Source organism: Alcanivorax sp. UBA3183, from assembly GCF_002364155.1.
Lineage (GTDB): Bacteria > Pseudomonadota > Gammaproteobacteria > Pseudomonadales > Alcanivoracaceae > Alcanivorax > Alcanivorax jadensis.
Genome location: NZ_DEXN01000047.1, coordinates 24,520 through 43,004 on the forward strand (window position 1 = coordinate 24,520; position 18,485 = coordinate 43,004).

Genomic DNA, 18,485 nt, shown 5'->3' on the forward strand with positions numbered 1-18,485 from the left:
AGGCAGAGGGACTCAGCCACCTTCGTTGCTGGCCTCCTGACGACGGGGGCGGCGCACCAGTTCCCCCCGGCAATTGGGGCAACGGCTGGCATGAACGGTGCAACAATCCACACAGTAAGTGCATTCGTAGGAACAGATATAAGCTTCTGCCTGGGCCGACAGGGAGCGCTGGCAGGTCTCGCACTGTGTTTTCATCTTCAGCATGGAAACGTCCTTGCAGGCTGCTAATGAGCCTTCACTTTCTGTTTGTTGCAGCGTTCGCAACGATACACCGTCACCAGCTTTCCCTGCTTCACATCAAACTGCTTTTCCTTGCACACCACCCACTTATGAAAGCCATGCTGGCACATGCCTTTGCGCGGGGATTTCTTTTCCGGTTTTTTGAACGGCAGAATATCGCCCATGACCACAGTACATCTTGATAACGATCCACCGAGGATAGCGTAATTTTCCCTTCAAAGCGCCAATAGCAAGCCGGTTCCCAGCGCGGCCTCGCCGACAAGAAACAGGGCCGGAAACCGCTCCAGCCGACCATCAATGCCCCAGGAAACCAAGCGCCCCATCGCCATGCCCAGCAGGGCCACGCCGACCGTCAACACCACCCCCGGCTGCCAGTGCGGCCAATGGCCACTCAATAACAGCAGGGCGCCTATGGCGACACCAAACCCTCCATACACGGCTCTGGCTTCGTTGCGCGCGGCCATGGGTAATGTGGGCAAATCCACCATTCCGGTGATTCTTTGCGGAGCGATCAGCGCCAGCAGGCCCATGGCGAGAAAGGCGATTGCAGTAATCAGGATCATCGGTAATTCCCCTATTCAGATAGCGGTAGCCGAAAGCACGTCCAGACAGAGTGCGCCGCCGGTATGGTTAGGATAGATTCAGGTCAGAGTCCACCGATCAGGGAAGAGGAACAATTACCTCAGAGGTAATGGTGAAGCCGTGAGCGATTTTCCATGCTTACCAGATACTCGGATAACCCCGCTCCAGGAGAGCCCATGCAAACCGGACAGATTCTCGCTGAACTACGCAAGACACAGCGCCTGAGCCAACTGGATCTGGCCTTGCGTGCGGACGTCTCCAGCCGTCACCTGAGCTTTATCGAAACCGGCCGCAGCCAGGCCAGCGCCCCTATGCTCAAGCGGCTGGCCCTGGAGCTGGAGCTGAGCTGCCGGGACACCAACCGGCTGCTGCTGTCCGCCGGCTATGCCCCGGCCTTCAGCAACACCGATCTGGACAGCGTCGCCATGGCTCCGGTGCGCCAGGCCCTGGAGATCATGCTGGTCAATCACAACCCCTTCCCTGCCGTGGTGCTGGATGCCCACTGGAATGTGCTGATGGCCAATCAGGCCCAACAACAAATGATGGGGCTGATGATGCAGGAACGCGGCCCCTTCCCGCAGACCGCCAATGTGGTGGAACTGGTGTTTCACCCCCAGGGCTATCGGCCTTTTCTGATCAACTGGGAGGAAGTGGCGGGCTTTCTGCTGCGACGCCTGCACCGGGACCACCAGGCGCGCCCGGATCCAGAGCTGGCTGGCCTGCTGGAACGCCTGGCTGAACTGGCGGATGTGGAGGCCCTGCTCCATCAGGAGCCGCCAGGGGACCGCAGCGAGCCCATGCTGGCCCTGGAAATCGACCTGGCCGGGCAGGGCCTGCGCAGTTTCTCCACCCTGGCCAGTTTCGGCACTGCTCTGGATGTGGTGATGGAAGAGCTGCGTATCGAGCATTATTTCCCCGCCGATGACGCCACCCGCCGCTGGTTTCGCAAGCAGATTCAATAACCCCATCGAAGGGGCAGGCGCAAACCCGTATAATTCGCCCCCCGAGAATCAACCGGCAGTGATAATGACTGATTTTACCCCCGGCCAGCGCTGGCTGAGCGAATCCGAAACCGAACTGGGCCTCGGCATCATCAAGGAATTGGATTACCGACTGGTCACCGTGGGCTACCCGGCGGTAGAAGAGGAGCGCACCTACGCCATCAACAATGCGCCCCTGTCGCGGGTCATCTTCAGTACCGGCGACACCATCCGCACCGCCGACGAGCTGGAGCTGGTGGTGACCGAGGTCAACGAACTCAACGGCCTCAAGGTCTACATGGCTCACCCGCTGGGCCAGCCGGAAGATGTACAACCGGTGCCGGAAACCCATCTGGGCCACAAACTGCGCCTGACCACGGCACTGGATCGCCTGCTGTCCAATCAGTTGTCCTCCAATCGCTGGTTCGAACTGCGTGTGGATGCGCTGAATGCTCACTGCCAACAACAGCAGTCCACCATCAAGGGGCTGCGTGGCCCGCGCATCGACCTGATCGGCCACCAGCTCTACATTGCCGACCAGGTAGCCAATCGCTTTGCTCCCCGTGTTCTGCTCGCCGACGAGGTAGGCCTGGGCAAGACCATCGAGGCCGGCCTGATTCTCCATCAACAATTACTCAGCGGCCGCGCCAAGCGGGTACTGGTGGTGGTGCCTTCGCCGCTGGTGCACCAGTGGTTTGTGGAAATGGTGCGCCGTTTCAATCTGCACTTTTCCATTTTCGATGCGGAACGACTCAACGCCCTGCAGCCGCAAACCAGCATCAAGGACATGCTGGCGCAGATTATCGAAGAGGAAAAAGCGGCAGCGGAAAGCGAAGACGAGGATAACGGAGAGGCCCCAGAGCAGACCTGGGACAACCCCTTCCTCAGTGAACAGCTGATCCTGTGCAGCACCGACTTCCTTGCCGAGTGCGATATCGACCAGCTGGCGGCAGCGGACTGGGATCTGCTGGTGGTGGATGAAGCCCACCACCTGGAATGGGCGCCAGACGCCCCCAGCGATGACTACCAACGGGTAGAGACCATTGCCCGCCAGGCCCGTGGCCTGCTGCTGCTCACCGCCACCCCGGAACAACTCGGCCTGGAAAGCCACTACGCGCGCCTGCGCCTGCTGGACCCGGATCGCTACCCGAGCCTGGAGGCTTTCCGCGAGGAACAGTCCCATTACCAGGACATCGCCAGCTTGGCCGGCAAGCTCCATGACGAGACCAGCTGGTCCGCGGACCTGAAAGCCGAAGCGGCCCGCCTGCTGCCGGACATGACCATCAGTGAAGACCAGCGCGAGGCGATCCTGGCCGAACTGCTGGATCGCTCCGGCCCGGGCCGGGTGATGTTCCGCAACACCCGCCACAATATTGCCGGCTTCCCGGCTCGCCACGTGCATGGTATTCCGCTGCCCCTGCCGGAGGAGTACCACTACGAGAGCGACGAGGAACGGGAAGGTCATCTACACCCGGAAACCCTGTTCCATGACGATCGCTGGTGCACCCTGGATCCACGGGTGAACTGGTTAGAGCAGTTCTTTAAGCAGCACCGCAAAGAGAAGGTGCTGGTGATCTGCGCCAACCGCCATACCGCCACCGATCTGCACGCTCACTGCAACTACAAGCTGGGCATGAACGTGGCCATGTTCCATGAAGACATGGACCTGATCGAGCGTGACCGGGCTGCCGCCTTCTTCGCCGATGATGTGGATGGTGCCCAGGCGTTGATCTGTTCCGAGATCGGCTCCGAAGGCCGCAACTTCCAGTTTGCCCATCATCTGGTGCTGTTGGACCTGCCACTGAATCCGGACCTGCTGGAACAGCGCATCGGTCGCCTGGACCGTATCGGCCAGACCGAAGACATCCAGATCCATGTGCCCTACTTCGAGGGCCACGCCCAGGAAGTGCTGTTCCGCTGGTACCACGAAGGCATGGACGCCTTCGAGCACACCAACCCGGCAGGCCACGACATCTACCTGCGCAGTCGCGATGCCCTGGAGCCGCTACTGTGTGGCGACCCGGAATACACCGCCATTGATGCCCTGGTGTCGGAGACCCGCGCCGTTGCCGATGAGCTGCATACCCTGATGGAAACCGGACGCGACCGTCTGCTGGAGCTGAGCTCCTTTGACAGCGAGCGGGCCGAGCAGCTGAAACAGGCCCTGGCGGACTGCGACAAGGACAGCCCCCTGCCCTTCATGCAACGGGTGTTTGATCGCTACGGTGTGGATCAGGAAGATCATTCCGACACCGCCGTGATCCTCAAGCCCGGCCAGCACATGCGTGATGCCTTCCCCGGGCTGCCGGAAGAAGGGATCACCATGACCGACAGCCGGGCCACCGCCCTGGCCCGGGATGACATGCAGTTCCTCACCTGGGAACACCCCATGGTCACCGGCAGCCTGGAAATGCTGCTCACCGAACACCGTGGCAAGGCCGCCGTGAGCCTGCTGAAGAACCCCAAGATCAACCCCGGTACCCTGCTGATCGAGGCCATCTACACCATTGACGCAGTAGCGCCCAAATACCTGCAGGCAGACCGCTTCCTGCCCACCACGGTGATTCGCCATCTGCTCGATGCCAACGGCAAGAACATCAGCCAGGCAATCAGCCACGACGGACTCAGCCAGCAGTGCCACAAGATGGACAAGCCGCTGAGCCGCAAGATCGTCGGCAGCCAGAAACCGCTGCTGGATAAACTGCTCAAGGCCGATGAAGCCCGCGCCGTGGAAGAAGCCCGCGGTACCATCGACGGCGCCCTGGAAAAAATGCGCCAGGAACAGGGCCATGAACTGGCTCGGCTGAAGGCACTGCAGGCCAAGAACCCGGCGGTGCGCGACGAGGAAATCCAGGCCCTGGAAGCCCAGACGGAAGCCCTGGAGAAAGTGCTTGGCGAAGCCCGCTGTCAGCTGGAAGCGGTACGTGTGATTGTAGCCGGCGGAGCGTAAAAGCGATCCACCGCCCTCGAACCTGGCGTTGGAGCCTTGCTCGCAAGGCGAAGGCTTCATGGGAGGCGAGCTTGACTCACCCCTTTGCCTTGCAAGCAAGGCTCCAACGAAGAAGAGCGGCCCCATGACAGACAAGGACAAAGCATGAGCGAACTGTTGAAGTGTGTGGAAATCGAGCCGGCAGGCGACGCCACGGCTACCGTGATCTGGCTGCATGGCCTGGGGGCCAGTGGTAATGATTTCGAGCCCATCGTGCCGGAGTTACAGTTGCCCGCCGGGCTGGATGTGCGCTTTGTGTTTCCCCATGCCCCGCAGATTCCCGTCACCGTCAACGGCGGCATGGTGATGCCCGCCTGGTACGACATTCTTGCCATGGATATCGACCGCAAGGTGGACGAGGCCGGGGTACTGGCGTCCGCAGATGCGGTAGATGCCCTGATCGAGCGCGAAATCCAGCGAGGCATTCTCGCCGAGCGGATTGTTATCGCCGGCTTCTCTCAGGGCGGTGCCGTGGCCTATCAGGCCGCATTGCGCTACCCGCAACAGCTGGCCGGCCTGCTGACCCTGTCCACTTATATGGCAATGCCGGTCACCCCCTCTACCGCCAATGCGTCCCTGCCGGTGTTGGTCTGCCACGGCAGCCAGGACCCCATGGTGCCGGAAGTGCTCGGCCGCCGGGCAGTAGATACCCTGACCAGCCTGGGCTATCAACCGGAATACCTCACCTACCCCATGGAGCATATGGTCTGTCTGGAGCAGATTCGTGATATCGGGCAATGGCTGAGCAAGGTGCTCTCGGACTGATCCTCCTCTTGTCAGTTACTCTATTGAAGCCTTGCTCACACCATGCGAGGTCGAAACAAAAAAAGCCGCGCCCCTTTCGGAGCGCGGCTTTTTTCGTGTTACCTGCAGCGTGTAGCGTGCTGCGACCTGCTTACAACCAGTAAACGGTCACGAACAGGAACAGCCATACCACGTCCACGAAGTGCCAGTACCAGGCACCTGCTTCCCAGGCAAAGCAGTTATCCGGGCTGAAGTGCCCCTTGATAACACGGATCAGGGTGATAAACAGGAAGATGGTACCGATGGTCACGTGGGCACCGTGGAAACCGGTGAGCAGGAAGAACAGACTCCCGTAGATACCCGCATCCAGGGTCAGACCCATGTCATAGGCGTGCACATATTCCAGGCCCTGCAGGCCCAGGAAGATAACGCCCAGCACCACGGTAATGGCCTGGAAAATGATCAGCTTGCCGCGCTGGTTTTCCAGCAGGGCGTGGTGAGCAATGGTCAGGGTAATGGAGCTGACCAGCAGGATGGCGGTGTTGATGGCCGGCAGACCCCAGGCACCCATGGGGGTGGTGGTGGTACCGTCCGGGGTCACGGTCAGGGGCCACATGGCCTGGAAACCCGGCCACAGCACTTCGTGGGTCATGGCATTGGAGCCTTCACCAGACAACCACGGAATGATCAGCCAACGGGTGTAGAACATGGCGCCGAAGAAGGCGGCAAAGAACATCACCTCGGAAAAAATGAACCACAACATGCCCTGACGATAGGAGCCGCCCAGCTGATTGCTGTGCAGACCGCCCACGGATTCCTTGATGGTATCGCGCCACCAGGCGGCAATGACCAGCAGCAACCAGGCCAGACCGATGAAGAACAGCGGCTTGCCGAAAAAGCTCGGCTCCATGGTGTCCATGGTGCTCTGCTGAATGAATTTGGCACCGCCAATGGCGGTCAGGAACAGGCCGATGGACGCTGTCAGCGGCCAGGGGCTGCTCTCGGGAACGTAATACTTGTCAGTAGCCATTCGAAAATCTCCTCTACAACCGGCTGTTATCAGTTCACAGCCACGCTGTTATTTTTACCGGCGACCCGCTCTGTCACATCGAAGATCGTATAGGACAGAGTGAATTGGTTTATATGACGTGGAATTTCCGGGTCCAGATAGAAAATCATCGGCATGTCCTTACGCTCCCCTGCGGCCAGGGTCTGCTGGTCAAAGCAGAAACACTGGGTCTTGTGCAGATAGCGCGCAGCCTCCCCCGGAGTTACCGAAGGAATGCTCTGGGTAATCATGTCCTTTGAGGTCGGGTTGCTGGCATAAAAATGTACCAGGGTAATTTCCCCCGGATGCACCTTGACCCGCTTGGTCTCAGAGGTGAATTCACCGCTGATGCCGTCGCCTTTCTGGGTAATGAATTCCACCGTCACGGTACGATCCGCCACCACCTGTTCGGGAACCTCGGTGGCGGCCGTACTGGATGTCTTGCCGTTCAGGCCGGTGATGTCACAGATAACGTTATAGAACGGCACCATGAGGAAGGCGAAGCCGAACATGGCTACCGCCCAGATCAACAGCTTCTTCAGCGTACGCTTGTTGCGTTCTTCCACGCTGAGCTGTTTTTCACTCATGGTGCCCGCTCCTGTCCGTTACCAGACTTACTTGACCACCGGCGGGGTGTCGTAGGTGTGGAACGGCGCCGGAGACGGCACTTCCCATTCCAGACCTTCGGCCCCATCCCACGGCTTGGCCGCTGCTTTTTCGCCTTTCTTCATGGCGCACAGCACGGCGACCGCCAGGAACAGCAACTGGGACAGACCGAACCAGAAGCCACCAATGGAAATCCAGAAGTTGTAGTCCGCAAACTGTAGCGCGTAATCAGCGTAACGACGCGGCATGCCGGCCAGACCCACGAAGTGCATGGGGAAGAACAGCAGGTTGGCGGAAATCAGGGAGTTCCAGAAGTGCAGTTCACCCAGGGTCTTGTTGGGCATCACGCCGGACCACTTCGGCAGCCAGTAGTAGGCAGCGGCGAAGATGGAGAAGATGGCGCCGGTCACCAGTACATAGTGGAAGTGAGCCACTACGAAGTAGGTGTCGTGGTACTGGAAGTCCACCGGGGTAATCGCCAGCATCAGGCCGGACAGACCACCACAGGTAAACAGCACCACAAAGGCAATCGCCCACTTCATTGGCAGCTCAAAGCTCATGGAGCCGCGCCACATGGTAGCCACCCAGTTGAACACCTTCACACCCGTGGGTACGGAGATCAGCATGGTCATGTACATGAAGAACAGGGTACCGGCCAGCGGCATGCCTACGGTGAACATGTGGTGAGCCCATACCACGAAGGACAGCAGCGCAATGGACGCGGTGGCGTACACCATGGAGGCGTAACCAAACAGCGGCTTGCGGGCAAAGGCCGGAATGATCGCTGACACGATACCGAAGCTCGGCAGGATCATGATGTACACCTCGGGGTGCCCGAAGAACCAGAACACGTGCTGGAACAGTACCGGGTCACCGCCGCCGGCGGCATCGAAGAAGCTGGTGCCGAAGTGACGGTCAGTCAGCATCATGGTCACTGCACCGGCCAGTACCGGGATTACCGCGATCAGCAGGAAGGCGGTGATCAGCCAGGTCCAGACGAACAGCGGCATCTTCATCAGAGTCATGCCCGGGGCACGCATGTTGAAGACGGTAACGACCACGTTGATGGCGCCCATGATGGAAGAAATACCCATCATGTGAACGGACAGGATGAACAGGTCCGTGGAATCCGGGCCATATTTGGTGGACAGCGGTGCGTAGAAAGTCCAGCCGAAGTTCGGCGCACTGGGGTTACCGTCACCAAAGGCACTCATCAGCACAGAGCCAATAAGAATCGTGAAGGCGAACGGCAGAATCCAGAAGGACCAGTTGTTCATCCGCGGCAGCGCCATATCCGGCGCGCCGATCATCAATGGAATCATCCAGTTGGCCAGGCCAACCGTGGCGGGCATTACCGCACCAAACACCATGATCAGACCATGCACGGTGGTCATCTGGTTGAAGAATTCCGGATCGACAAACTGCATGCCGGGCTCGAGCAGCTCGGCACGGATTACCATGGCCATGAAGCCGCCAGCGAGGAACATGGCAAAGCTGAACCACAGGTACAGAGTACCGATATCTTTGTGGTTAGTGCTGAACAGCCAACGTTTCAGGCCGGTCGGGGCGTGGTGATGATCGTGATGATCATCATGGGTTGCAGCTGCAGTAGACATTGCTATCCCCTCCCTTATTCGTGGTCGTTAACGTCGGCGGGCTGGATCAGATCGCCGGTATCGTTGCCGAAAGCGTTACGCTCGTAGGTGACCACTGCCGCAATCTGGCGCGGGGTCAACTGAGCCTTGAATGCGGGCATGGCAGCACGGCCATTGACCAGCACATCGATGTGTTCGTTCAGGTATTCCGGCTGGGTCGCGAAGTCAGTGCCCGCAAACGGCAGACCGATACCGCCTTCACCATTGGCACCGTGGCACAGTGCACAGGCGCTGGCGTAAGTCTGCTTACCTTCTTCCATGGCCTGATCGAGACCGGTGAAGGGTGTCAGATCCGGCCCTGAAGCGGCTTTCTCTTTCTCTTCAGCAACCCAGGTCTTGAACTCGTCTTGAGTGACCACTTCTACAGCGATGGGCATGAAGGCGTGGTTCTTGCCACACAGTTCCGCACACTGACCGTAGTAAGTGCCTTCTTTACCTTCCGGTACCAGCGCCCACATTTCATTGACGAAACCAGGGATAGCGTCTTTCTTGCCACCGAAATCCGGAATCCAGAAAGAGTGAATCACATCATCAGAGGTGACCAGGAAACGAACTTTCTGACCCGAAGGAATGATCAGTTTGTTATCCACTTCCAGCTGGTAGTTGTGGTCTTTCTCGGGAGCTTCTTTACCAACCAGCTCTTTCGCAGTGCCATAGGGGAACAGACCACCGGCCAGAACCGGGTTGTGGTACTGCTCCGGCGGCGTGGCCAGGTTGGAGAAGAACGACACACCAATATCGTTATCGTCTTCGTAGGTCAGATACTCGTAGCTCCACTTCCAGCGGTAGCCGGTGACCTTCACCGTCAGCTCGGACTCGGCGCTGTCGTCAATCTGCACCAGAACGCGGGTAGCAGGCACCGCCATGGCAATCAGAATCACGAAGGGGATCACGGTCCAGAGCACTTCCAGGAAGACGTTTTCATGGAAGGAGGACGGATTGGGGTTCTTGGCGCGGCGGTGGCTGATCATGGAGTACACGATCAGGCCAAACACCAGCAGACCAATGACGGTCACAATCCAGAGAACGGTGGTGTGAAGATCTTGAATATCCTGACTGACCTGGGTCACCCCTGGTCGCAGGTCGAGTTCGGAACGTTCGGTCCAGTCGCTGGCGAAGGTCATACCACTGATCATCAGTGACGTCAGACCAACCGCCGCGCGGTGGAACAGAGTTGACTGCATGCGTTTGCTCCCTGTTTTCCCCAGCATGGCCTCGAAGGGCACGCTTGTTCTTTGCCGTCACCGGCACCTGGAAAGCGAAGTTTCAGGATGATGCCGTGGAGCCGCAGCCAACGCCTAGTCCCGCAGACCTCAGCGACCAAGGGGGCGGCCACTAACAGGGATCATGCGGACGGCAAAATCCAATAAAATCAAATAGCTAGAAATCAGCACGCTCGATTTCACCAGATCGCCACAGGTGCGGCAAATTGCCCCACTGCATATATGGGCGCCAACTCTAGTCATTCGCTTGGCCAAAGTCCAGCCGAAAGGTAGGGTTTATCAAGCCTTTCAGGCAGATACGAGCCCTCCTCATCGTGCTAGACTCCGCTCCCCTTTACCACACACAGCTTGTACCACATCCATGTCAAAACGACGTCAAATCTACCGGGTGATATTCCAGAATCAGGGTCATGTGTACGAGATCTATGCCTCGCAGATATACCAAAGCGACCTGTACGGGTTCGTCGAGGTAGAGGAGTTTCTGTTCGGGGAAAGGGCCAGCCTGGTGGTGGACCCGGGAGAGGAAAAGCTGAAACGGGAATTCAACGACGTGATGCGTTCCTTTATTCCCCTGCACGCGGTGATCCGTATCGACGAGGTGGAAAAGGAAGGTGTCGGCAAGATCATGGAATCCAGTGGCGGCAACATCACGGCCTTCCCCATGCCCCCCGGGCCGACCCCGAAGAAGTAAGGCGCCTCCTCTGTGGGCAACAGGCAAAAAAGAAGGGCGCCAGTCTCGCTGAACGCCCCGAGGGTTGCCTGATGTTACAAGAGGAGAAAACGTGTCTTGCTTACATGATTTGTCCGGCGAGAACGATAAAGGTTCCGTCAGCGGATAAAAAAACCAATATCGGCCTCAAACCCGGGATTTGAACGAATCCCGCAACGGCTCGCCGGTATTCAGCGCCACCTGCTCGGCGCGGGCCAGCAGCCGCACGAACAGAACCACCATCACTCGGGTCATCCATTCCATAACGCAGCCTCCAGAAAATGAAAGAGGTGGGTGAAGCGCATCCTGCTCCCTGGTCATCCGTAACTGACCCTTCACCACATTTGCCCGCACCGGCGGGCTCAGCAAGTCAGAGGTCCGCCAGAAGGATAAGTTCGAGGTGATAACGCGCTTTTACCTGACTTTTACAACCTGCTTCTATTAATAGAAGGGTTATTGCGCCTGGTCAGTCTGCTCAATGGGCTGGCCGTAACGCTTGGTGGGATTCACATCATGGGGCTGAATCCAGCCCATCACCATGCTCAGTAGAATGAACAGGAAGATCACCGCCGAAAAGCCTACCCGCCAGGCCAGGGCACGCATGGTCTTGCCGGACTTGCCGTCGTCCTTGACCAGAGAGAACAGGGCCCGCCCCAGCGAAACCACTGCCGCAATCAACAGCACGATGACAATCAGTTTCACCCACCACATAAAATCACTCCGTCTCGATGGCCCTTCACCCTCACTTGGCGGCAAATCGGGTTTTACTATGTACAATGTGCTGCCATTGTAATGGCCGCACCTGCCAGTGCACGCACTATTGCGCTGCACCCCGTTCAGAACGGATGCTGCAGCCGCGAGAGCAAAGATCATGTCAAACACCAAGAGCCGCAGCCCGGTTCTGTCCTGGATCGCCTTTCTGGCCACCCTCGCGGTTGTCGCCCTTTGCCTGCGGCTGAGCTGGTGGCAACTGGAGCGGGCAGAGGAGAAGCGACTGTGGCAGGCCTCACAGGAAGAAAAAGCCCGTCAGCCTGCGGCAGATCTGCCTGCCTTGCTGGCCGACCCGGCGCCCCTGCACCGGCAAGCCGCTGTCTCCGGCAAGCTGGACAACGCCCGTAACGTGCTGCTGGACAACCGCATCCGCAATGGAATCGCTGGCTACCACCTGTTAACTCCCTTGCAGACCCGGGACAACCAATGGGTACTGATCAACCGGGGCTGGCTGCCTCGCGGAGCCCGGCGGGAACAATTACCCGAGATCCCCGCCATCAATGGCCGGATAACCGTGGCAGGAACGGTATATCGCCCCTCCCGGGAGACATTTGTACTGCAGAACGCTCCATTGCCAGACAATCAGTGGCCTTTACGGGTACAGAAAGTGGATTTTGACGCCATTGGCGAAAAACTTGGGGTAGAATTGGCGCCCTTCGAAATCCGGGTGCGCCCGGATCTGGCTCTGGGCGGTCACCCTCCCTTGCCACGCCCCTGGCAGGACATCGCCCCCATGGGCCCGGACAAGCACAAGGCTTATGCGCTGCAGTGGTTTGCGCTGGCAATGGCAGCCCTGCTGATATATGTTGCCGCCGCCGTGCGCAACCGGCGAAAGACGCGAGAGGAACACTCCTAATGTCTCCACGCACCAAGAACATTGCCACCCTGTCGGCGATCGTTGCTCCTTTTGTCCTGTTCTTTCTGGCGGGCCGCTTTCTGATCGATCCCTGGGAACTGCCGCGGGAAAACAAGGGGCAGCTACTGATTCCCCATATTGCCATGGCCAATCTGAAAGCGGTCAATGACGATGGTGACGCCTACACCGGCGACGACATGGCTGGCCTCTGGACCATCCTGTATGTGGCTGGCAGCGAATGCGATACCCGCTGCAAGAACGGCCTGTATTACCAGATGCGCCAGGTGCGCCAGACGCTGGGCGCGGATGTGGACCGGGTGCGGCGAGTAATCCTGCATACCGCTACGGCGGGCGACGACCTCAACGATTTCTTGAACAACAATGTGAAAGGCATGGTATCGATTCATGCCGAACCACAAACCGTGAACGACGCCCTGGCGCCGGTGTATGAAACCACCGCCGGTGAACCGATTGGCGATATTTTCCTGGTCAGCCCGGACGGCCAGATCTTCATGCGTTACCCCACGCACGAGAACATGGATGCCACCCTGGAAGAGGCGGAAAACATCCGCGTCGATCTCAAACGCACCCTGAAAGGGTCTCTGATCGGTTAACGGAACGCTATCTATGCAAGCGCTTACTCCTTCACAAATCTGGCTACGCCGGCTGTCATTGCTGGCCGTTTTCATGGTTGCCGTAGTGATTATCCTCGGCGCCTGGACCCGCCTTTCCGATGCCGGCCTGGGCTGTCCGGACTGGCCCGGCTGCTATGGCCACCTGGATGTCCGCAAGGCCATCAACCATGTGAATACCACCAACGAAAGCATGCCCGGCAGCCTGCGCGAAGCTCACAAAACCGTGCCGGAAATGGTGCACCGCTATTTCGCCTCGACCCTGGGCCTGGTAATCCTGATCATCGCGGCTCTCTCCTTCATCAACCGCAAGCAGGAAAAACAGCCCCTCAAACTACCCCTGTTTCTGGTGGTGCTGGTGATCTTCCAGGGCATTCTCGGCAAATGGACGGTGACCATGGGTCTGCAGCCCACCATCGTCATGCTGCATCTGCTGGGCGGCTTCACCACGTTTACCCTGCTGGTATTACTGACTGCCCGCCTCTACCGCTGGCCCCGCTTTCTCAATGATTGCGACGTGCGCATGCTCAAGCCGATTGCCTCCATCACCCTGGTCGCGGTGATCCTGCAGATCGCCCTGGGCGGCTGGACCGCCAGTAACTACGCGGCGGTGGCCTGTACCGACCTGCCGGTGTGCGAAGAAGGCTGGCAGGATCGCCTGGATTTCGACGAGGCCTTTATTTTCTGGGGCCACGAACATGACAAGCCGGACTACGAGTTCGGTGTGCTGGATAACGATGCCCGCACCACCATCCACGTGATGCATCGCTTTGGCGCTTTGCTGGTGACCTTGCTGGTGCTGGCACTGGTAGCCAAGATTCTGATCCGCGCACGCAGTGTATTCTTCCGCAATTTCGCACTGGGAATCTTCGCCTTGCTGGTGGTGCAGATCGCTCTGGGGCTGAGTAATGTGATGTTTGCCGTGCCTCTGGATGTGGCTGTAGCCCACAACTTTGTGGCCGTACTGCTGCTCGCCAGTCTGGTACTCTTCATCCGCGCGATTAACGTGAAATGCGGCCAGAGCCAACCGTCTCCGTCCACATCGTCCAAAGCGCAAGGAGCGTGACCATGAGCCAATCCACCACCTGGCGCGACTATCTGGCCCTGACCAAACCCGGGGTTGTCATGCTGCTGATGGTGACCGCCGTGGCAGGCATGTTTCTGGCCACCGAGCCGGCAGGCATGGTGCCGATGCACATCTTCATCCCGGCCTTTCTGGGGCTGACCCTGGCGATGATGTCGTCTGCGGCCATCAACCAGATCATGGACCAGAAAATCGATGCGATAATGAAGCGCACCGAGAAGCGCCCACTGGTGGCCGGCAAGCTGAGCCCGAAAGCGGCCATTGCCTTCGCCGTACTGCTGGCGGCGGCATCCATGGTCATGCTGTATTTTCTGGTCAACCCGATCACCGCCTGGCTGACCCTGTTCGGCTTTGTCGGCTATGCCTTCATTTATACGCTGTATCTGAAACGCGCCACGCCGCAGAACATCGTGATTGGCGGTATCGCCGGCGCCATCCCGCCGTTGCTGGGCTGGGTCGCTGTCACCGGCGAGGTGCATCCCTACGCCTGGCTGCTGGTGCTGATCATCTTCGTCTGGACGCCGCCGCACTTCTGGGCCCTGGCCATTCACCGTCGCGATGAATACGCCAAGGCGGATATCCCCATGCTGCCGGTGACCCACGGCATCCCGTTCACCCGGGAGTCGGTGCTCTACTACACCATCCTGCTGTTTATCTGCACCCTGCTACCCTATCTGACCGGCATGAGCGACCTGATCTACCTGCTCAGCGCCCTGATTCTGGGGCTGGTGTTTCTTTACCATGCCGTGCGCCTGCGGTTTTCCACAGACCCCAAGCTGCCGATGAAAACCTTCGGCTATTCCATTACCTACCTGTTTGCGCTGTTTACCGCGCTGCTGGTCGATCATTATCTTTCGGTGACACCACAAACCGTGGCCGGGTGGCTGGGGGCGTAAAAAGACCAATTGATAAGTGAGAATGGAGAATTGATAACTGCGCGAGCAGCGTATCCAGGACCTTTAAGCGAAGAGGCCGCGCCCAAACTTTGGGCGCGGCCTCTTTCATTGCAGACCCGAAAAAACCAGTCTGCGCGTTATCAATTCTCCATCCTCAATTATCAATTGCCCCTCGCATCCCGCCCACCTGTTGGCGTTATACTGGCTGTATAACCACAACCCGGGAGGACATCATGACAACGCGCAGCATGGATGAGTGGCTGGACGCCTACGGCGAAAGCCACCAGAACCCCACCAACAAGAAAGTCCACTTTGCCTGTGTACCGGTCATCTTCTTCAGCATCGTGGGTTTCCTGTGGGCCATCCCCGCCCCCTTCTTTGCCGGCTTCTGGGCCTTTCTAACCCTGGTTGGCGTCACCCTCTACTATGCTCGGCTTTCCCGTCCTATTGCTCTGGGCATGCTGGTTTTCAGTCTGGCCTGCCTGTTCGTCCTGTCCCTGATAGCCGCTAGTGGCGCCAGCGTCTTCTGGGTATCCCTGGTTCTGTTTGTGGTGGCCTGGATCGGCCAGTTCTGGGGACACAAGGTCGAAGGCAAGAAACCCTCCTTCTTCGAGGACATTCAGTACCTGATGATCGGCCCGGCCTGGATCATGGGGTTTCTGTATCGCAAGTGGGGCATCAAATACTGAATCGCCCCGCAACAACGCCGCTGTAGGAGCGCCGCTTGTGGCGCGAACCGAGCGATAGCGAGGGATGCGTTAGAGGTTAGCGCCAAAAGCATTTTATTGATAAAGCATTGAAGCACGGATCACCGCTACTCCTTCGCCAGGGCTCAGATTCGCACCTCAAGAGGTGCTCCTACAGGCGCCTGGTAGCACCGCCTTTCCCCATTAACACTTTTGCAGTAGTTTATAGCCACAATAAAACTGCACGGGGAAGGCTATCGTCATGGGGACTCTTATTTTTATCGGCGTTATCGTCGCCGTTATCATCTACATCATTGCCACCTACAACCGCCTGATTGCCCTGAAGAACCGTTTCAAAAACGGCTTTGCGCAGATTGATGTGCAGCTGCAGCGCCGTCACGATCTGATCCCCAATCTGGTGGAAACCGCCAAGGCTTACATGAGCCACGAGAAAGACACCCTGACCCAGGTGATCGAGGCCCGTAACCAGGCGGTGAGCGCCAAGAAAGCGGCAGCCGAACATCCCGACGATGGTGGCGCGGTAAGCAACCTGGGCAAGGCCGAATCCCTGCTGTCCGGCTCCCTGGCCAACTTCTTCGCGCTCAGCGAAAACTACCCGGACCTGAAAGCCAACGACACCATGGCCCAGTTGATGGAAGAGCTGAGCAGCACAGAAAATCGCATCGGCTTTGCCCGTCAGGCATTCAATGATGCGGTAATGAACTACAACACCTACCGCGAACAGTTCCCGCAGAATTTCATCGGCGGCCTGTTTGGCAGCTTCAAGGAAGCCCAGCTTCTGAAGATAGAAACTGAGGAAGCCCGCAAGGCAGTGAAAGTCAGCTTCTGAGTCGGCGACCATGGATTTCTTTCAACATCAGGAGCGAGCCCGCCGCAAGACCGGGCTGCTGGTCCTGTATTTTTTCCTGGCCGTTGTTGCCATTCTGGTCTGTGTGAATCTGGCACTGCTGCTGGCATTTGCCTGGATGGACGTGCAGCTTCCTCCCAGCCAGTGGCTCACACATCCCATGACGCTGGGCATCAGCCTGTTCACCCTGCTGGTGATGGTGTGCGGCTGCCTGTTCAAGACCTGGAAATTACGCCGCGGCGGCAAGGGACTGGCCGCCATGCTCGGCGCTCGCCCGATTGACCCGGACACCCGCCACAGCGACGAAAAGAAACTGATCAATGTGGTGGAGGAAATGAGCATTGCCTCCGGCATCCCCGCCCCACAACTCTATGTACTGGACAAGGAAGAGGCGATTAACGCCTTTGTAGCCGGCTTTCGCCCTTCCGAAACCGTGCTGGTGGTCACCCACGGCACCTTGAAGAAACTCGACCGGGACGAACTGCAGGGCGTCATCGCCCACGAATTCAGCCATATATTCAATGCCGATATGCGCCTGAACTTGCGCCTGATTGCCGTGCTGGCGGGGATTCTGGCCCTGGGCAAGATCGGCGAATTCATGCTGCGCGGCTCTTCCCGGCGCAGCTCCTCCAATCGCAAGGGTAACAGCCTGGTGCTGGTCGCCCTGGCACTGGTCGTGGTGGGGTATCTGGGGTTGTTCTTCGGGCGGCTGATCAAGGCCGCCATTTCCCGACAGCGTGAGTTGCTGGCCGACGCCTCGGCGGTCCAGTTCACCCGCAATCCGGCTGGCCTGGCCGGTGCGCTGATCAAGATTCGTAACGGCAATGGCTCCCACCTGGATTCCGTGCACGCCGAGGACATGAGCCATATGTGCTTCGGGGAAACCCTGGGTTTTCGCTTTCGCAACCTGCTGGCGACTCACCCACCGCTGGACGAACGTCTCGGGGCCCTGGGCAGTGACTGGGTGGCCCGGGCACGCACTCGGGCGCGCAGTGCCGGTCAGCCAGATGTCTCTCCCTCGGCGTCGGTACCGGAAGGTGTTGCTGCGTTCAGTGGCGGCAGTGATGCCAGCAGCAGCGTCTCAGAAAGATCCGGTCCGGCAACTTCAAGCCGGGTAGGCACAGTCAGTGAGGCCGATGTGGGCTATGCCCGTTCGCTGCTGGAAGCCATTCCCGCAGATCTGCACAAGAAACTCCACAACCCCGTTCAAGCAGAACTGGCCTTGTATGCCCTGATCATCAGCAGCTCGGACAGCGATCGGCAAAGCCTGCTCAAAAGCGCCGGCATGAGCGAACACCTGTCCGCTTTACAGCCGTTGAGCCAGCAGCTGTCCGAACTGGGTAGCCGCCTGCGTCTGCCCATCATCGACCTGGCATTACCTACTCTTAAAGGACAACCCTCGGCCCAGCGCAGGGAGATTCTGGAGCGACTGGCTACCCTGACCCGGGCAGACCAGCGCACCACCCTGTTCGAGTGGGCACTGGTGGCCCTGGCCCGGCAACAGCTCGACGACCACGCCAGGCGCAATCGCCATACCCGTTTCCACCGCTACCGCGCGGTGACAGGCGAGCTGCAACTGGCGTTCTCGGTAATGACTTGGGCCAGCGGCGCCCGCGACGAGCAGGCCCGGGCCTTGTTCCGGCAAGCCAGCCATGGGCTGCTGCCCGAGGCCCGCACCTTGCTACCACTGTCCCAATGCAGCAGTCAGCGACTGGGACAAGCGCTGGATCGACTTGCCGACCTGTCTCCCCTGCTCAAAGGCCCGGTGATCGACGGGTTGGCGGACCTGGTGCTAACGGATGGCAAGGTGCAGGTGAGCGAAGCCGAGATGCTGCGAGCCATGGCAGCCTTGATGGAGTGTCCGCTACCGCCGCTTTTTGCGGGCAATCAAAATCGATAAATACGCACTTCAAAAA

Annotated in this window: 19 protein-coding genes; 11 read left to right on the forward strand and 8 right to left on the reverse strand. The window is 58.8% G+C overall.

Annotated features, from left to right (window positions below):
• Positions 1-12 precede the first annotated feature (12 nt).
• Genes B3Q33_RS14625 through B3Q33_RS14635 form a run of 3 tightly spaced genes read right to left on the reverse strand, consistent with a single transcriptional unit; the run spans position 13 to position 803 of the window.
• Positions 13-204 carry a DUF1272 domain-containing protein gene (locus tag B3Q33_RS14625; protein WP_272962083.1) on the reverse strand — a complete coding sequence of 64 codons (192 nt, stop codon included), beginning with the start codon at positions 202-204 and terminating at the stop codon, positions 13-15.
• A 20-nt stretch (positions 205-224) separates the two neighbouring features.
• On the reverse strand, positions 225-404 hold the full coding sequence (locus B3Q33_RS14630; RefSeq protein WP_272962082.1) for a hypothetical protein: 180 nt from the start codon (positions 402-404) through the stop codon (positions 225-227).
• 51 nt (positions 405-455) lie between these two features.
• A complete protein-coding gene (locus B3Q33_RS14635; RefSeq protein ID WP_272962081.1) occupies positions 456-803 on the reverse strand; it encodes a DUF4345 family protein in 348 nt (115 codons plus the stop codon).
• A 195-nt stretch (positions 804-998) separates the two neighbouring features.
• Between B3Q33_RS14635 and B3Q33_RS14640 the strand changes: the two genes are divergently transcribed.
• From B3Q33_RS14640 to B3Q33_RS14650, 3 genes are all read left to right on the forward strand, one after another.
• On the forward strand, positions 999-1,784 hold the full coding sequence (locus B3Q33_RS14640; protein WP_272974577.1) for a helix-turn-helix domain-containing protein: 786 nt from the start codon (positions 999-1,001) through the stop codon (positions 1,782-1,784).
• Between the two features lie 64 nt (positions 1,785-1,848).
• Entirely contained in the window at positions 1,849-4,752 is a 2,904-nt protein-coding gene (gene rapA, locus B3Q33_RS14645) for an RNA polymerase-associated protein RapA (protein WP_272974578.1), read from the forward strand.
• Between the two features lie 144 nt (positions 4,753-4,896).
• Positions 4,897-5,556, forward strand: coding sequence for an alpha/beta hydrolase (locus tag B3Q33_RS14650; protein ID WP_272963340.1), 660 nt, complete (start codon positions 4,897-4,899; stop codon positions 5,554-5,556).
• Positions 5,557-5,686: 130 nt separating this feature from the next.
• Here B3Q33_RS14650 and B3Q33_RS14655 read toward each other — a convergent pair whose 3' ends face one another.
• From B3Q33_RS14655 to coxB, 4 genes are read right to left on the reverse strand one after another with little or no spacing between them, the layout of a single operon-like run.
• Positions 5,687-6,565 carry a cytochrome c oxidase subunit 3 gene (locus B3Q33_RS14655; RefSeq protein ID WP_272963339.1) on the reverse strand — a complete coding sequence of 293 codons (879 nt, stop codon included), beginning with the start codon at positions 6,563-6,565 and terminating at the stop codon, positions 5,687-5,689.
• Positions 6,566-6,594: 29 nt separating this feature from the next.
• Positions 6,595-7,170, reverse strand: coding sequence for a cytochrome c oxidase assembly protein (locus B3Q33_RS14660; protein ID WP_035249163.1), 576 nt, complete (start codon positions 7,168-7,170; stop codon positions 6,595-6,597).
• 27 nt (positions 7,171-7,197) lie between these two features.
• Entirely contained in the window at positions 7,198-8,805 is a 1,608-nt protein-coding gene (gene ctaD, locus B3Q33_RS14665; protein ID WP_035249166.1) for a cytochrome c oxidase subunit I, read from the reverse strand.
• A 14-nt stretch (positions 8,806-8,819) separates the two neighbouring features.
• On the reverse strand, positions 8,820-10,028 hold the full coding sequence (gene coxB, locus B3Q33_RS14670; protein ID WP_272963338.1) for a cytochrome c oxidase subunit II: 1,209 nt from the start codon (positions 10,026-10,028) through the stop codon (positions 8,820-8,822).
• A 400-nt stretch (positions 10,029-10,428) separates the two neighbouring features.
• Between coxB and B3Q33_RS14675 the strand changes: the two genes are divergently transcribed.
• Entirely contained in the window at positions 10,429-10,758 is a 330-nt protein-coding gene (locus tag B3Q33_RS14675) for a DUF1820 family protein (protein ID WP_272963337.1), read from the forward strand.
• Positions 10,759-11,229: 471 nt separating this feature from the next.
• Here the strand turns inward: B3Q33_RS14675 and B3Q33_RS14680 are convergent, their stop codons facing one another.
• The gene (locus B3Q33_RS14680; RefSeq protein WP_052042991.1) at positions 11,230-11,487 is read right to left on the reverse strand and encodes a twin transmembrane helix small protein; all 258 of its coding nucleotides are present in this window, start codon (positions 11,485-11,487) and stop codon (positions 11,230-11,232) included.
• Between the two features lie 160 nt (positions 11,488-11,647).
• On the opposite strand from B3Q33_RS14680, the gene B3Q33_RS14685 reads away from it, so the two are divergent.
• From B3Q33_RS14685 to B3Q33_RS14715, 7 genes are all read left to right on the forward strand, one after another.
• A complete protein-coding gene (locus B3Q33_RS14685; RefSeq protein WP_035249175.1) occupies positions 11,648-12,403 on the forward strand; it encodes an SURF1 family protein in 756 nt (251 codons plus the stop codon).
• Positions 12,403-13,017, forward strand: coding sequence for a hypothetical protein (locus tag B3Q33_RS14690; protein ID WP_035249178.1), 615 nt, complete (start codon positions 12,403-12,405; stop codon positions 13,015-13,017). Before B3Q33_RS14685 ends, B3Q33_RS14690 begins: the two co-directional genes overlap by 1 nt.
• A 13-nt stretch (positions 13,018-13,030) precedes the next feature.
• Positions 13,031-14,101, forward strand: a complete 1,071-nt coding sequence (locus B3Q33_RS14695; RefSeq protein WP_035249181.1) for a COX15/CtaA family protein — start codon at positions 13,031-13,033, stop codon at positions 14,099-14,101.
• Positions 14,102-14,103: 2 nt separating this feature from the next.
• Entirely contained in the window at positions 14,104-15,015 is a 912-nt protein-coding gene (gene cyoE, locus B3Q33_RS14700) for a heme o synthase (RefSeq protein WP_272963336.1), read from the forward strand.
• Positions 15,016-15,248: 233 nt separating this feature from the next.
• Positions 15,249-15,704 (forward strand): DUF962 domain-containing protein, encoded by a 456-nt coding sequence (locus B3Q33_RS14705; RefSeq protein ID WP_035249188.1) that lies wholly within the window; start codon positions 15,249-15,251, stop codon positions 15,702-15,704.
• A gap of 259 nt (positions 15,705-15,963) precedes the next feature.
• Positions 15,964-16,551 (forward strand): LemA family protein, encoded by a 588-nt coding sequence (locus tag B3Q33_RS14710; RefSeq protein WP_272963333.1) that lies wholly within the window; start codon positions 15,964-15,966, stop codon positions 16,549-16,551.
• Between the two features lie 10 nt (positions 16,552-16,561).
• On the forward strand, positions 16,562-18,469 hold the full coding sequence (locus B3Q33_RS14715; protein WP_272963332.1) for a M48 family metallopeptidase: 1,908 nt from the start codon (positions 16,562-16,564) through the stop codon (positions 18,467-18,469).
• Positions 18,470-18,485: the final 16 nt, after the last annotated feature.